Genomic DNA, 13,712 nt, shown 5'->3' with positions numbered 1-13,712 from the left:
TGAAAGCGCACTCAGTGTCGTAATCGGTTCAGACCGACGCGGCCATTATGTCGCATTTGTTAAAGAACGCAGAGTTTCAGCCAAGGGAAAAGGCAATCATGTCGGACGAAGAAGATATCATCCTGAGCGAGTTGAACGACGAAGAGCTTGTTCAGCAGATGCACGACGACCTTTATGACGGTCTCAAGGAAGAGATCGAAGAAGGTGTGAATATTCTGCTGGAACGCGGCTGGCAGCCCTACAACATCCTGACCGAGGCCCTGGTGGCCGGGATGACCATCGTTGGCGCCGATTTCCGCGACGGTATCCTCTTTGTTCCGGAAGTGCTTCTGGCAGCCAACGCGATGAAATCCGGCATGTCGATCCTCAAGCCGCTTCTGGCTGAAACCGGCGCCCCGCGCATGGGTAAAATGGTCATCGGCACCGTGAAGGGCGACATCCACGACATCGGCAAGAACCTTGTGTCGATGATGATGGAAGGCGCTGGTTTCGAAGTGCACGACATGGGCATCAACAACCCGGTCGAGAACTATCTGGAAGCGCTGGAAGCAGAGCAGCCGGATATCCTTGGCATGTCGGCCCTGCTGACCACCACCATGCCCTATATGAAGGTCGTGATTGACGCGATGGTCGAAAAAGGCATTCGCGACGATTACACTGTTCTGGTCGGCGGCGCGCCGCTGAACGAAGAGTTCGGCAAAGCGATCGGCGCTGACGGTTACTGCCGTGACGCTGCTGTGGCCGTGGAAATGGCCAAGGACTTCATGTCGCGCAAACACAACCAGGGCGTCGCAAGCTAAGCGCCCGACAGGTTTACGGAACAGGCCCTGCCAGATTGGCGGGGCCTTTTTCGTTTTGCCCCTTCCCTTTCCCCTGCAAAGCCCCCACATTTGCTGCATGAGCAAACTGCGGTATCTCTTTCTTCTCGCACTGGTGATCTCGGCTGGCGGGCTGACCGTTCTGGTGGCTGGGCTGGCAGCATCCTCGGGCAAGCTGGATGGGCAGACTGCAATGGCCGTGTTGCCCCTGATCATGTTGGCGAGCATCGCCTTTCGCGCGCTAAACCCCGACAAGAAAGACTGAATTTTCCACCCGGCAGGTCGAATGCATGTCGGAAACTGGCGTATTTCCTCTTGCCCGAAATGAGGTCGGCAGGAATACTGATCTGACACGCGAACAGAACCGGCCAGGGGCAGACGTCCCGTGGCCCAAGGAGGTCCCATGCCCTTTTCCTTGCCATCAGATCCAAGCGACGAGACCTTGACGCGGGACGGGCTGGTCCCCCGCGACGAGAAGGGTCAGGTTCTGGTTCTTGCCTGCGGGGCGCTGGCCAATGAAATCCTCGCGATCATCCGCGCCAACAATCTGGATCACCTCACGCTGACCTGCCTGCCCGCGATCCTGCATAACAGCCCGGACAAGATCCCGGCCGCGGTCGAAGAGGCGCTGGACAAACACCAAAACAATTATGAGAGCGTGTTCCTCGCCTATGCCGATTGCGGCACCGGTGGGAAACTTGCCGAGATCTGCGCCAGCCGCGGGATCGAGATGATCCGCGGCCCGCATTGCTATTCCTTTTTTGAGGGAAATTCCGCATTTGAAGCCCGCGCGGAGGGTGAAATTGATGTGTTCTATCTGACCGACTTTCTGGCCCGTGGGTTCGAAAGCTTTGTGGTGAAGCCGCTTGGGCTCGACCGTCATCCCGAGCTGCGCGACATGTATTTCGGTCATTATACCCGGCTGGTGTACCTGGCGCAGACGGACAATCCCGAACTCGACGAAAAGGCCCGCGCGGCAGCACAGATGCTTGGGTTGGCCTATAGCCGTCAATTGACGGGGTATGGCGATCTGGAAACGGCGGTCCTGCAGGCGAAGTGAGGCCCCAAGGGGCTCTGCCCCTCGCGCTGCGCGCTCACCCCGAGGTATTTGACGCAAGAAAAAGCGGCAAATTTCGGGGGGACACAGTGGCCCTTCGTGAAATCAAACCGTCGATATGGGTCAGGCGGCTTCGCTGGCGTGAAGGCGAATACGCTCGACCATGGCGCGCACCCCGTTGGAGCGTTGCGACGAAAGATGTTCGTTCAGACCAAGGCGCGCCAGTTCAGCCGGGGCATCCACCGCGCCGACCTCAGACAGCGGAAGCCCGTTATAAAGCGCCCCGAGAACCGCAATCAGCCCGCGCACGATCATCGCGTCACTGTCGCCGACAAAGCGAAACACGCCATCTTCGATCATTGGTTGCAGCCAGACCTGGCTGGCGCAGCCTTCCACTTTGGTTGCGGGAACCTTCAGCGCCTCTGCCATTTCCGGCAGGGATTTCCCCATGTCGATCACCGTCGCATAGCGATCTTCCCAATCATCGAGAAATTCGAAATCTTCAACAATGTCTTCAAAAGCTGCGCTGGCCATCTGTCTCTCCGTCAAACGCCCCGATGCCGGGGTTTGGTCCGATTTAGCTAAGCGGTTCGGAGGAAAAGGTCCAGCCCCGCAAAGGTGCTCTTTTCAAACCCTTTTGCATCGGCTACCCCTGTAGCAGACCCTTAAAGCGTTTTGGTTTCGACCTGAGAGAGGACAAGGCAAAACGTGGCAAGAGAGAAAACTATTGTGGGCCTTTCGGGACGGGCATCTGTCGCAGCTTTATCCCGAAACGCTTTAGGAGCTTTGATGCAGATGCGTTTGACTGCCCCCTTCATCCTGATCCCGACCCTTGTTCTGTCGCTGAGCGCCTGCAGCGGCAATGCCAGCCTCAACCCAACAACATGGTTTGCCCCTTCTGGTCCGAAGAAAGTGGCCCTGATCCCCGTTGGCGGGTTTGAGCAGGATCTGGACCGGCGGTATCTGATTGATCAGGTGACCCGAGTTGAGACGCTGAAAAGCCCCGGCGGTGTGATTGTGCGCGCAACCGGCCTGCCGCCGCGTCTTGGATACTGGGATGCGTCACTTGAGGCCCTGAATGAAGGGGAGCCGGAAGATGGCGTGCTGACCTATGAGTTCCGCATTTCGGAACCGCGCGAACATACCAATAGTGGTCGCCCGCAGCAGCGCGAAATCCATGTGGGCAAATTCCTGTCCCACAATGCGCTGCGCGAGGTGAAATCGATCCGCATCATCGGAACACGGAACAGCAAAACGCTGCGCCCGTAGTCCCCGTCATCTGGGCAGTTTCAGGGGTTCGAACGGGGGTATGCCCCGTTCTTCCGCCTGTTCAGACCTCGAATACTTCGACGCGCTGACCTTTCGCGGCAAGCGCGAGTTTTCCATCACACAGGCGCACAGCATCGCTGCCAAACACCTGCGCGCGCCAGCCCTTCAACGCCTGCACATTCCGTTTGCCTGCCGCAAGCGCATCAAGGTCTGCGGCAGAGGCGATCAGTTTCTGCGCCACTTTCTCCTGTTCGCAGCGTGCTTTCAGAAGCACGCGCAGAAGGTCGGCCAGCGCGGGGTTGACCTGCAGTTTTTCCTTGGACTTGTCGGTAACTTTCGGCAGGTTTTCCTGCGGGCAGGCCAGCCCGTCCGCCACGGCCTTGAGGATCCCATCCGCGATCTCGCCTTTGCGGGCCTCGCGCAGCAACAGGCGCGACCGGCCGAGATCCTGAATATTCGCAGGCTTTGTCGACGCCAGCTCCAGCAGCGCGTCATCTTTCATCACCCGGTTGCGCGGGATATTTCGGGACTGAGCGTAGGATTCCCGGAACCGGGCAAGTTCCCGCACGATCCCCAGAAAACGCCCCGAATTGGTGCGGGTTTTCACGCGCTGCCAGGCATCTTCCGGGTGGATGGTATAGGTCGCGGGATCGGTCAGAACCGACAGCTCCTCTTCAACCCAGGCGCCACGACCGGATTTTTCCAGCTCTTTGGCAAGCCATTCATAGATCACCCGCAAATGGGTCACATCACCGATCGCGTAATTCTGTTGCGCCGCGGTCAGCGGGCGGCGTGACCAATCGGTAAAACGGCTGGACTTGTCCAGCTGCGCCTTGGCAATTTTGCGCACAAGCGTTTCATATCCCACCTGATCCCCGAAGCCACAGACCATGGCCGCGACTTGCGTGTCGAACAGCGGTTTTGGAAAGACGCCGGCCTCAACAAAAAAGATTTCGAGGTCCTGCCGGGCTGCGTGGAATACTTTCACCACCCGTTCATCGCGGAACAGCTCATACATCGGTTCCAGCGACAAACCGTCCACCAGCGGATCCACCAGCACCGCATCCTCTTCCGCGTCACCGGGCACCGCCATCTGCACAAGGCACAGCTTGGAATAATAGGTGCGTTCGCGCAGAAATTCGGTATCCACCGTGACATAAGGATGCTGCGCGGCCCGCGCACAGAATTCGGCCAGGGCGTCGGTGGTGGTGATCGTTATCATTCGAATATCCTGATCAATAGATCTTGCCAGTTTGCGCGTGTTTACGGGGAATTTTGCAGAAAGAAAAGCCCGAGGGGCACAGGCCCGATGCGACAGGTCGTATCGGGCAGGTCCTCAGGGCAGTTGGACAGGTGTTTTATCCCCGCGCGCAAAGCGTTCAAGCACGGTGGGATAGAGCCTGTGCTCCTCCACCAACACCCGCGCAGCCAGAGCTGCGGCATCATCACCGGGCAGGATCGGAACACGTGCCTGACCCAATATCGGGCCACCATCCAGCTCGGCGGTTACTTCATGCACCGAACAGCCGGCCACGTCATCGCCTGCATCGATTGCGCGCTGATGGGTATCAAGCCCCTTGTATTTCGGCAAAAGTGACGGGTGGATATTCAGGCATCGTCCCGCCCAATACCGCGTGAACCCCTCGGTCAGAATGCGCATGAACCCCGCCAGGCAGATGATATCAGGCGCATGCCTATCCAGCTCGGAATTTAGAGCCTTTTCAAACCCTTCCCGATCACCTTTGAAGTTGCGATGATCAACAACCGCCGTGGGAATGCCCATCATGCGGGCCTTTTCAAGCCCACCAGCGTCCGGCACGTTCGACAGAACCAGACAGAGGCGCGCCGGGTGATCGCCGGTCATGGATTTCGCCAGCGTCACCATGTTCGAGCCGCCCCCTGAAATCAGGATGGCGACCCGTTTCTTGTCGGCATGTCCGGCGGCGCTGCTCACAGAAGCGAGCCCAGATATTTCACGCCTTCTCCCTTCTGGATCACACCCAGACGGCTGACCTGCTCCCCTGCGTTGGTCAGCAGATCGGTGATTTTCTGGGCTTCCTTGGCATCGACAACCAGGACCATGCCCTGGCCGGAATTGAAGGTTTTAAGCATTTCGGCGTCATCCATGCCACCGGTTGCGCCAAGCCATTTGAACACGGGCGGCAGATCCCAGGCGTCGAGATCGACCAGTGCGCCAAGGCCATTGGGCAGAACGCGCGGCAGGTTTTCGGTCAGACCACCGCCGGTGATATGCGCCAGCGCATGAACGCCCCCCGACTGGATCGCCTCGAGCACTTGGGTCACGTAAAGGCGGGTCGGGGCCAAAAGCGCCTCGCCCAGGGTGATGCTGTCATCCCACGGGCAGGTTGCCTCCCAACCAAGGCCGGACACTTCCACCAGTTTGCGCACCAGCGAATAGCCGTTGGAATGCACCCCATCCGAGGCCAGACCCAGAAGCACGTCCCCTTCGCGCACACCGCGCGGCAGCACTTCGCCACGTTCCATCGCCCCGACAGAGAAACCGGCCAAATCAAAATCGCCCTCATCATACATGCCCGGCATTTCGGCGGTCTCGCCGCCAATCAGCGCACAGCGCGACAGTTCACAGCCTTTTGCAATGCCTTCGATGATCCGGGCCGCGGTGTCGATCTCCAGCTTTCCGGTTGCAAAATAATCAAGGAAAAACAGCGGCTCTGCGCCCTGACAGACAAGGTCGTTCACGCACATTGCCACAAGGTCAATGCCGATCGTGTCCACATTTCCGGTATCAATTGCGATGCGCAGCTTGGTTCCGACCCCATCCGTGGCCGACACCAGAACCGGGTCTTTGAACCCTGCCCCTTTCAGGTCAAACAGCGCGCCAAAACCGCCAAGCCCTGCCATGACACCGGGGCGATTGGTGCGTTTGGCAGCCGGTTTGATCCGCTCCACCAGCGCATTGCCTGCGTCGATATCCACACCTGCATCTGCGTAAGTGATGCCGTTCTTGCCGTCGCTCATGTCGTCCCCCGAAGATCGAAGCTCATATTTTCACGCACGCGATAGCTTACATGAAGGAAAGAGTCCACGGTCTGCTTGACGCGGGGCGAAACTTTGATACCTAGGGGGCAAGGTGGGCCTGTAGCTCAACGGTTAGAGCAGAGCGCTCATAACGCTTTGGTTGCGGGTTCAAATCCTGCCGGGCCTACCAGACTTTCTTCTATGCTGTCAGGGAAAGAGATGCTCCTCAGAAAAGCCAACGAGAGTGATGCCTCCAGCATTGCCGCATTGTCGCTTGAGGTCTGGATCGGCACCTATCTGAAGCACGGGATCAACGGGGTCTTTGCCGATTATGCCCTGCAGGAATTCACCGTGGACAAGATCGCGGCAATGCTGCGCGACCCGATGGAACATGTCATCGTATCGGAGAATAAAGAAGGGATCGACGGCTTTGCCCGCATAAGCTGGAACAAGGCGGCTCCCATAAACTGCGCCTCAACAACCGAAATCACAACACTTTATGTGCAACCACGTCATCATGGGCATGGGATCGGAAAGGCGCTTTTGGATCAGGTCTTTGAGGTCTGCCGGGCACGCGGAATTGAAGCGGTCTGGCTGGCAACCAACTCTGAAAACACAAACGCCATTCGATTTTATGAAAAGCTCGGTTTCCTCAAGATCGGCAACACCCATTTTCGCATCAATGACCAAGCCTATCTGAATGACGTGTTTTGCGCTCAGATCGGCGCCAGGGATCGGACTTAACTAGCGAAATCCGATCCCTCCTCCTCCAAAATCGCCTTCAGCTCTTCCAGATGGCGGGTGGCCTGATCGGGATAGTTTTCCAGCTCGCGCGCGGTTTTCTCAGCGATGTCATCCGACAGGATCCGCAGCTTCTGGCCCGTTTGCAGCGCACGGATATAGGTTTCAGCGGCGCGTTCGAAGTAATAAAGCCGGTTGAACGTGTCGGCCACGCTGTCGCCAATGACCAAGACGCCGTGATTACCCATGATCATGGTTTTCACCTTCGGATCAGACAGCATCGCCGCACAGCGTGTCCCCTCTTCTTCGAACGCCAACCCGCCAAAGCCCTCATCAATCACATAGCGATTGTAAAAGGTCGCGGTGTTCTGGTCGATCGGTGGCAGGTTGCTGTCTGCCAGAGAGGCCAGCACCGTGGCATGGATCGAATGCACATGCATCACGCAACGCGCATGGGGGCACAGCCGGTGGATCGACCCGTGCAGGCCCCAGGCCGTCGGATCCGGCGCATCCGGGCGCTCCATGGTCGTCGGGTCCATTGCGTCCAGCAGCAACAGGTCAGATGCCTTGATCCGCGCAAAATGACGCTGGTTCGGGTTCATCAGAAACTGCGTGCCCTCCGCATTCACCGCCAGCGAGAAATGATTTGCCACCGCCTCATGAAAATTCAGCCGAGCAGTCCAGCGAAAGGCGGCCGCGAGGTCAACCCGTTCCTGCCAATGACCAAGATTGGCCTGAATTTGCGAGATATGTTGGGTCATCGGCGCCTCCCTTTTGGCCTTCTTTTGGGATCAGGCGAAACGCTTTAGTTGGGGAAACGCGCCGGACTTGCCAAAATGCTCCGGACAGGGCGCGTTTGCGACATCAGCTTGGCGCATCAGACCCTGTGCAGGGGGCAAAACTCGTTCTCACCGTGGCAAAACCAGTTCGATTTTCAAACCGCCCAGATCGGCGCTTTCCCCCAGTCGCATATGCCCCCCGTGACTGCGCGCCACATCATTGGCAATGGCAAGGCCAAGCCCCACCCCACTGCCCTTGTCCTGATTGCGGGCGGCATCGAGGCGGGAAAAGGGCTTCAGCGCCTCATCGCGCAGATCTGCGGGAATGCCCGGCCCGTCATCTTCGATGACAAAGCGCAGGTCCCCCCGCCCCTCAAGCACGGACAGGCGCACCTGGCTGCCATATTTCATCGCATTGCCCAAAAGGTTTTCCAACGCCCGTTCAATGGCCACAATCCTGAGCGGGATCCTGCCCTGCGCCTGGAGCGGGCCGCTCTGCACCTCTTTTCCCGCCCGGGCGAATTTGTCGATCACCCGACGGGCAATATCGGTTGCATCACAGTCTTCCGTGCCTTCCGCCTCGGAATCATCGCGCGCAAAATCCAGAAAACTGTTCACCAGCCGCGACATTTCCTCAACATCCTGCTCCAGCTCTTTCCGGTCCGCGTCATCCAGCATCGACAGGCTCAGCTTCATCCGGGTCAGCGGTGTGCGCAGGTCATGACTGACCCCGGAGAGCATCATCGTGCGCTGCTCGATCTGACGCTCGATCCGGGCGCGCATATTCAAAAAGGCACGGCCCGCCGCGCGCACTTCGGTCGCCCCGGAGATGCGATAGGGCACAACCTGCCCCTTGCCGAACGCCTCAGCCGCACGCCCCAGTCGCAGGATCGGGCGCAGTTGATTGCGCAGAAACAAAAAGGCCACAACGGTCATCAAAAACCCGGTTCCGACCATCAGAACCAGCAGTTGATGCGGATTTGTTGCAGACACCCGCCGGCGCGAAAACGCCACCTCCATCTGCCCGTAGCGGGTGGCAAAGCCCAGCGACACAACGCTCCGGTCACTTTTCAGATCAACCCCCTGCAACCCGGTCAGGTTTTCGCGCAACACCCGGTCAACCGTAAAACCGGTCAGGTCGGTGATGGCCAAGCGATCCGGCACGGCCTCCCCCGGCAGGGTAATGCGCAGGGCAAGCGGCACACTCAGCGGTGTGATCGCCGCAAGCGCCTCATCCCGGCTCGGCGCCTCCTCCACCAGCCGCTGCACATAGTCCAGCTCTGCCGCCACCGCCGAGGTCATCTGTTCGGTAATCCGGTTGAAATGACGCTGAATGAACACAACCGACACAACCAGTTGCAACGACACGATCGGAACAATCAGAATCAGCGCCGCACGGCCATAAAGGCTTTTCGGCATGAATTGTTTGAGCCAGGTAAACATGGCCCGACCCTACTGTGTTTGCCCGCGCATTTGAAAGCCCGCATTTGCAAGCCGCTGGCAGGAGGCGACGCTGCGTTTGCACCAGTCACACCTGCTGCGGTCTTGCCATTGTCGCGCCGCACCGGCCTTATGGCGAAAAAGAAAGGCTCCAGATGATTGACCAGACCCAAGTCGACGCCCCGCAGGCCGGTGCCATGATGACGCTGGAGCCCGGTATCCGGCGCATTCTCGCCCCCAACCCCTCTCCGATGACTTATTGGGGCACCAATACCTATGTGCTCGGGACCGGGGATGTGGCCGTGCTGGATCCGGGGCCGGAAAACCGCACCCATCTTATGGCCATCCTCGACGCCCTTGAGCCGGGGGAACGGGTCACCCACATTCTAGTGACCCACGCCCATCTTGATCACTCTCCTCTGGCGCGTCCATTGGCGGATCTGACCGGCGCACAGATCTATGCGTTTGGAGAGGCTCAGGCAGGTCGCAGCGAGGTGATGAAGGATCTCGTTGCCCGCGGCCTGCATTCGGGGGGCGAAGGGGTGGACGCCGGGTTCACCCCGGACATCTGCCTCGCCCATGGCGATCAGCTGACAGTCGGCGGCCTGACCGTTGAAACCCTCTGGACCCCGGGCCATTTCGCCAACCACATCTCATTTGCCACCACCGGAAACACCGGTGGCGCGGTTTTTACCGGCGATCACGTCATGGGCTGGGCCAGCTCGCTCGTCTCCCCGCCTGATGGCGACCTGACCGCCTTCATGGCCTCATGTGAAATGCTGCGCACCCGCAAGGATCGCGTCTATTACCCCGGTCACGGCGCCCCGGTCGAAGACCCGGCCGAGCGGATCAACTGGTTGATACATCACCGAAAAAGCCGGGAGGCCGACATTCTGAACGCCCTTGACCCCACCCGTCCGCGCACAATTGCCGACCTCACCCGGTCAATCTATACCGACACGCCCCCGGCCCTGCTGCCCGCCGCAGAGCGCAATGTCTTTGCCCATCTGATCGACCTCACAACACGCGACCTCGTGGGACATGAGGGCGCTTTGAGCGCCGACACAAATTTTTTCCGCCGCATCTGAAAAAATCGAAATTTCCCCTCTTGCAGCGGGAAACGGCGAAAGCTATACACCGGCTCAGTTCCGGCGTAGCTCAGCGGTAGAGCAGTTGACTGTTAATCAATTGGTCGTAGGTTCGATCCCTACCGCCGGAGCCAAACAACCTCTAAGAGGTTGATTTCTAAGAAAAAGGCGACCCATCCGGGTCGCCTTTCTCGTTTCTGGCACGGCGAATGGCACTCCGCGTGACACTTTGTGGCACACCGGAGAGACAATCATGCCTCGTTCAAACAGAATTCCTCACCTTGAATATCGACGCTCGGGATACGTTTGGCGGCGCAGATGGCCCAAGAGTCTTTGCGACCTCTGGGCGGCTTCGCAGCCGTCCGAATCTGCAGTCGAACAGAATCATCCAACCTTCAGATCAATCAGATCCACAAAAAGCCCTATAGGGGAAAACCCCTATTCCACCCCCCTGCTTCAAGCGCCGGCCGACAGAATTCCCAACAATAGCTGGCCCACCTCAAATGGCCCGAATAGGGGATTTCCCCTACTTGTGTTTTCCCTAAAAACTCATGCATTTTCAGAGGCACAGGAGCTTGCCATCCGGCTGACAGCTCTAAGCAATCTGACATTCCATTACATCGCGAGCACCATGACACTGACTCCAGCTGTCGTCACGCATGTCTTGACGACTCTCGTCCGCTTCGAGATCGAAGCGGCTGATCGCATTCGCATTCAAGGTAACCAGCGCACAGCTGAAGCAGCAGAGTTTGCCCTTCGCCGCGAACGCGCGCTGCAAGAAACACTTGTCCAGGCACTGAAGCTGCGCAACCGAGAGGTTGCACGGCGCCCTTTGCAAGCGGTCGCTCAACATCTCGGCATCAACCTTCCGGAAGATGGAGATGATTGGAAACATCTGGCTTACGAAGCCACACGTGTATTGCTGAACCTCAGCGAAGAGCGCGAACGCCGTGAACGTGGGCTTTTCCAGGAACCGAGCCCGTATTTTACTCAGGGCATCGGGTCGACCGCAGGAGTGGCAGTGCCACTTGCCCCTGAAACTACGGGGGTTAGCCACGTCAGCCCCCCGACCCAGACATATCCTTACGAGCAAAGCAATGCTGTCGCTCCCCAGACCGCACAAGCAGCTTCCCCGCAAGTTGTCGTTGCTTGTTCGGAGGGCACCACCTCTACCGACACCACCGAGTGCAGCACGGGTGCCGCAGGCTCGACCACAAAACGGGATAACGTCGTCTCGACCACAGAGAATGCAGCATCCGCAGCTCACCTCGCGTCCAAACGTATCCTGCTCAAGAACTGCTCTGACAAGGCCATCGCCGCTCTGAACAAGGGCGAAAACATCAGAATTGATGAGGCCTTTGACGTCTATGTCGAACTGAAACTCCAGGGCTACGGCGAGGACTGGGACAAACTTCAAAAGCCCGACAAAGAGACAGGCAAAAAGTGGGGGAAATCTACCCTGCCAGGCATGCAGGTCGCCAAGAATATCTGGTCTGACCTGCTGGATAAATCACCGATTGGAACCATCCCTGAAGAGGATGTTCTCAATCAAATCTCGATCATTCGTGAGATCCCCAGATTGCATGGAAAGGCGGCCGATATGACCGCATTGGAGGGGTATCGCGCGTTGGTAAAACACGTAAATACAAAGGAGAGAATTGCCATGGATAGGGTTGAAAGAGACCTGGAACGTGAGGGTGTCACCGATCCAGTGGAGGTCGAAATGGCCAAGCTGGAAAAGCGTGTTCCTCGGCTGCGGGGGGAGACGTATTTCAAGCATGTGCGGGCCGTAAACCGCATCGGAAAGATGTTACTTTCGCTTGGCGTGATCCCGACCAATCCCTTTGTCGGCTGCACCTTCACCAACAAGGAAGAGAAACGGATCCGAGCGACTGAAGAAAAGATTGCCCGGCAACGCTGGGACGATCGGCGGGCGCTGCTGTTTCAGACGCCGGTTTTCCAGGGGATGACGAGGAACGAGGCGGACCCTCTGTTTTGGGTGCCAATCATGGGCTTTCTTCAAGGTGTGCGTAGTGAAGAAGCGCTGCAGCTTGCTCCTGAGGATTTTGGTTCCCAAAACGGCATCAATTACATGAGAATTCGGAATACGGTTGGAAACAGCGTTAAATCCGAGGCAGGTGAACGCCGACTGCCGATCCACCCCGCCTTGGTTGAACTGGGTCTGCTTGATCTGGTCGCTCAAAAGCGCGGCCAAAAACGCAAGCGCCTCTTCAGCGAGATTAAACGCGGGAAGACCAAGAACACCTACACGGAGCTATTCACGAAGGAGTTCACGCGTTACCGTCAGGCCCATGAAGTCTACTGGCACGGACTGGATCTGCACGCCACGCGCACGACCTTTCACCATGAGCTGATGGACATGCCCACCCCGGGTTACATCCGGCGTGCACTCATGGGCCATGAACCGCTGGATGAGGGCGAACGCTCTTATGCACAAAATGGGATCTCTCTGAAAACCCTGCACGATTGCGTTTCTGCGATCCCGTTCGACCCATCCCTGATCATCAGTCCGGTGCGGGACAATCCTCAGTCGAAGACACGGATCAAAGCTCAACAGCTTGGCCTGCGCGCCATCTAACCACGATCAACGGCGTGTCTCGTCCTTCGGAGAAGACACGTCCTATTCGAACATCAAAAAATCTAAGGCACTGAAAAAATGGACGAAATGAAGTCGACTGATGTCTCCGTAAATATATTCTCCAAAACCGATCGCCAAGCGGAGGCGATATTCGAGCTTGGCGAAGGGAAGCGTATGGAGTTTCACCTGCGGTATAATGGAAAAACTGCCTGGGCGGACGCCTTCGTTTTTGAAGGGGCGACGATGCACAATGGCATAATGTGGCAATTTCCTTTCTCAGAGTCTGCGCAGCCTCTACATACCCTGGTTCAGGAAACCCGGTATTTGGCGGAGCGAGCCCTCCGACCGCAATGTCTCGTGGATTTCGTGCGGATCGCCATGTCCAAAACCAGAATCCCGGCCTTCTTTCGAGGGCAAGTGGAGACAGAGCTGAGGCTGGTGGAAGCCTGTGCGCTCCACGGGCCCGAGGTTTCGGAGCTTCACAGAGCTTTGGAAGACTGCAGGACCTTTGGCCGAACCGTTGAAATGGATGATCTCGTCCTTTCGAAAGAGCTTAGTAACGCCAAGCGTGACTTGAAGCTCTGGTCCGGAACTGTTGGTCGGCGTGACGACCTGAACGATGGTTTAGCAGTCTATGAGATGGAACAGACCGTCACTGCAGCCAGACGCATGCTGGTTTTGCATCGCGAAACGGCACGGCGCGAAAGCAGGTCTGCACACGAAAGGATGGCCTTCAAGTTCGAGCAAAAGCAACTGGCACAGCATTAAATTTGTCAAACAAAGTTCTCCCCATAACGAGACACCCCAAGGAGCAACCTCTCGTTGCTCCTTTTTCAATGTCTGGGTCTGGATCCCCAGAAGTCAGCGGATGACCTTTCTCGAAAAAGCGTGCTAACGTGCAACCCAAACGGGAGCAAAAGA

Annotated in this window: 14 protein-coding genes and 2 tRNA genes; 10 read left to right on the top strand and 6 right to left on the bottom strand. The window is 57.8% G+C overall.

Going from position 1 to position 13,712, the window contains the following annotated elements:
- Nucleotides 1-98: 98 nt before the first annotated feature.
- The 3 genes from K3J57_RS05980 to K3J57_RS05970 all read left to right on the top strand — a co-directional run bounded on the left by K3J57_RS05980 (nt 99) and on the right by K3J57_RS05970 (nt 1,878).
- A complete protein-coding gene (locus tag K3J57_RS05980) occupies nt 99-800 on the top strand; it encodes a cobalamin B12-binding domain-containing protein (RefSeq protein WP_055191840.1) in 702 nt (233 codons plus the stop codon).
- A 97-nt stretch (nt 801-897) separates the two neighbouring features.
- Entirely contained in the window at nt 898-1,083 is a 186-nt protein-coding gene (locus tag K3J57_RS05975; protein WP_173487416.1) for a hypothetical protein, read from the top strand.
- Between the two features lie 138 nt (nt 1,084-1,221).
- A complete protein-coding gene (locus K3J57_RS05970; RefSeq protein ID WP_259797521.1) occupies nt 1,222-1,878 on the top strand; it encodes a DUF1638 domain-containing protein in 657 nt (218 codons plus the stop codon).
- 120 nt (nt 1,879-1,998) lie between these two features.
- On the opposite strand, the gene K3J57_RS05965 is transcribed toward K3J57_RS05970, so the two are convergent.
- The gene (locus K3J57_RS05965) at nt 1,999-2,409 is read right to left on the bottom strand and encodes a SufE family protein (protein WP_259786715.1); all 411 of its coding nucleotides are present in this window, start codon (nt 2,407-2,409) and stop codon (nt 1,999-2,001) included.
- Nucleotides 2,410-2,664: 255 nt separating this feature from the next.
- Here K3J57_RS05965 and K3J57_RS05960 point away from each other — a divergent pair, with 255 nt between their 5' ends.
- Nucleotides 2,665-3,144: a hypothetical protein gene (locus tag K3J57_RS05960; RefSeq protein WP_259794431.1), complete on the top strand. Its 480-nt coding sequence runs from the start codon at nt 2,665-2,667 to the stop codon at nt 3,142-3,144.
- 61 nt (nt 3,145-3,205) lie between these two features.
- Here the strand turns inward: K3J57_RS05960 and rnd are convergent, their stop codons facing one another.
- The 3 genes from rnd to purM all read right to left on the bottom strand — a co-directional run bounded on the left by rnd (nt 3,206) and on the right by purM (nt 6,144).
- Nucleotides 3,206-4,366, bottom strand: coding sequence for a ribonuclease D (gene rnd, locus K3J57_RS05955; RefSeq protein WP_259797518.1), 1,161 nt, complete (start codon nt 4,364-4,366; stop codon nt 3,206-3,208).
- A gap of 114 nt (nt 4,367-4,480) precedes the next feature.
- Nucleotides 4,481-5,029 carry a phosphoribosylglycinamide formyltransferase gene (purN, locus tag K3J57_RS05950; protein WP_259797739.1) on the bottom strand — a complete coding sequence of 183 codons (549 nt, stop codon included), beginning with the start codon at nt 5,027-5,029 and terminating at the stop codon, nt 4,481-4,483.
- Nucleotides 5,030-5,094: 65 nt separating this feature from the next.
- Nucleotides 5,095-6,144: a phosphoribosylformylglycinamidine cyclo-ligase gene (gene purM / locus K3J57_RS05945; protein ID WP_259794426.1), complete on the bottom strand. Its 1,050-nt coding sequence runs from the start codon at nt 6,142-6,144 to the stop codon at nt 5,095-5,097.
- Nucleotides 6,145-6,258: 114 nt separating this feature from the next.
- Between purM and K3J57_RS05940 the strand changes: the two genes are divergently transcribed.
- Nucleotides 6,259-6,334, top strand: a tRNA-Ile gene (locus K3J57_RS05940).
- An 11-nt stretch (nt 6,335-6,345) separates the two neighbouring features.
- On the top strand, nt 6,346-6,888 hold the full coding sequence (locus K3J57_RS05935) for a GNAT family N-acetyltransferase (protein ID WP_259797516.1): 543 nt from the start codon (nt 6,346-6,348) through the stop codon (nt 6,886-6,888).
- Here the strand turns inward: K3J57_RS05935 and K3J57_RS05930 are convergent.
- Together K3J57_RS05930 and K3J57_RS05925 are read right to left on the bottom strand one after the other, a co-directional pair.
- The gene (locus tag K3J57_RS05930) at nt 6,885-7,646 is read right to left on the bottom strand and encodes a class II aldolase and adducin N-terminal domain-containing protein (RefSeq protein ID WP_259797514.1); all 762 of its coding nucleotides are present in this window, start codon (nt 7,644-7,646) and stop codon (nt 6,885-6,887) included. The two genes, K3J57_RS05935 and K3J57_RS05930, sit on opposite strands and share 4 nt — an antisense overlap.
- Before the next feature lie 147 nt (nt 7,647-7,793).
- Nucleotides 7,794-9,107 carry an ATP-binding protein gene (locus K3J57_RS05925; RefSeq protein WP_259797512.1) on the bottom strand — a complete coding sequence of 438 codons (1,314 nt, stop codon included), beginning with the start codon at nt 9,105-9,107 and terminating at the stop codon, nt 7,794-7,796.
- 152 nt (nt 9,108-9,259) lie between these two features.
- Here K3J57_RS05925 and K3J57_RS05920 point away from each other — a divergent pair, with 152 nt between their 5' ends.
- The 4 genes from K3J57_RS05920 to K3J57_RS05905 all read left to right on the top strand — a co-directional run bounded on the left by K3J57_RS05920 (nt 9,260) and on the right by K3J57_RS05905 (nt 13,559).
- Nucleotides 9,260-10,192, top strand: a complete 933-nt coding sequence (locus tag K3J57_RS05920; protein WP_259794422.1) for an MBL fold metallo-hydrolase — start codon at nt 9,260-9,262, stop codon at nt 10,190-10,192.
- A gap of 59 nt (nt 10,193-10,251) precedes the next feature.
- Nucleotides 10,252-10,326: transfer RNA gene (locus tag K3J57_RS05915), tRNA-Asn, on the top strand.
- A 398-nt stretch (nt 10,327-10,724) separates the two neighbouring features.
- Entirely contained in the window at nt 10,725-12,791 is a 2,067-nt protein-coding gene (locus K3J57_RS05910; RefSeq protein WP_259797509.1) for a site-specific integrase, read from the top strand.
- Nucleotides 12,792-12,869: 78 nt separating this feature from the next.
- On the top strand, nt 12,870-13,559 hold the full coding sequence (locus K3J57_RS05905) for a hypothetical protein (protein ID WP_259797506.1): 690 nt from the start codon (nt 12,870-12,872) through the stop codon (nt 13,557-13,559).
- Nucleotides 13,560-13,712 lie beyond the last annotated feature (153 nt).

The organism is Aliiroseovarius crassostreae (genome assembly GCF_025137635.1).
In the GTDB taxonomy this organism is placed as follows: Bacteria; Pseudomonadota; Alphaproteobacteria; order Rhodobacterales; family Rhodobacteraceae; genus Aliiroseovarius; species Aliiroseovarius crassostreae.
Note: the sequence above shows the minus strand (reverse complement) of the source record. Positions and strands in the feature narration are given on the sequence as shown.

Excerpts from the sequence above, each read along its gene's own strand:
- K3J57_RS05980 (WP_055191840.1), top strand. The coding sequence starts at position 99 with ATGTCGGACGAAGAAGATATCATCCTGAGCGAGTTGAACGACGAAGAG.
- K3J57_RS05975 (WP_173487416.1), top strand. The coding sequence starts at position 898 with ATGAGCAAACTGCGGTATCTCTTTCTTCTCGCACTGGTGATCTCGGCT.
- K3J57_RS05970 (WP_259797521.1), top strand. The coding sequence starts at position 1,222 with ATGCCCTTTTCCTTGCCATCAGATCCAAGCGACGAGACCTTGACGCGG.
- K3J57_RS05965 (WP_259786715.1), bottom strand. The coding sequence starts at position 2,409 with ATGGCCAGCGCAGCTTTTGAAGACATTGTTGAAGATTTCGAATTTCTC.
- K3J57_RS05960 (WP_259794431.1), top strand. The coding sequence starts at position 2,665 with ATGCAGATGCGTTTGACTGCCCCCTTCATCCTGATCCCGACCCTTGTT.
- rnd (WP_259797518.1), bottom strand. The coding sequence starts at position 4,366 with ATGATAACGATCACCACCACCGACGCCCTGGCCGAATTCTGTGCGCGG.
- purN (WP_259797739.1), bottom strand. The coding sequence starts at position 5,029 with ATGGTGACGCTGGCGAAATCCATGACCGGCGATCACCCGGCGCGCCTC.
- purM (WP_259794426.1), bottom strand. The coding sequence starts at position 6,144 with ATGAGCGACGGCAAGAACGGCATCACTTACGCAGATGCAGGTGTGGAT.
- K3J57_RS05935 (WP_259797516.1), top strand. The coding sequence starts at position 6,346 with ATGCTGTCAGGGAAAGAGATGCTCCTCAGAAAAGCCAACGAGAGTGAT.
- K3J57_RS05930 (WP_259797514.1), bottom strand. The coding sequence starts at position 7,646 with ATGACCCAACATATCTCGCAAATTCAGGCCAATCTTGGTCATTGGCAG.
- K3J57_RS05925 (WP_259797512.1), bottom strand. The coding sequence starts at position 9,107 with ATGTTTACCTGGCTCAAACAATTCATGCCGAAAAGCCTTTATGGCCGT.
- K3J57_RS05920 (WP_259794422.1), top strand. The coding sequence starts at position 9,260 with ATGATTGACCAGACCCAAGTCGACGCCCCGCAGGCCGGTGCCATGATG.
- K3J57_RS05905 (WP_259797506.1), top strand. The coding sequence starts at position 12,870 with ATGGACGAAATGAAGTCGACTGATGTCTCCGTAAATATATTCTCCAAA.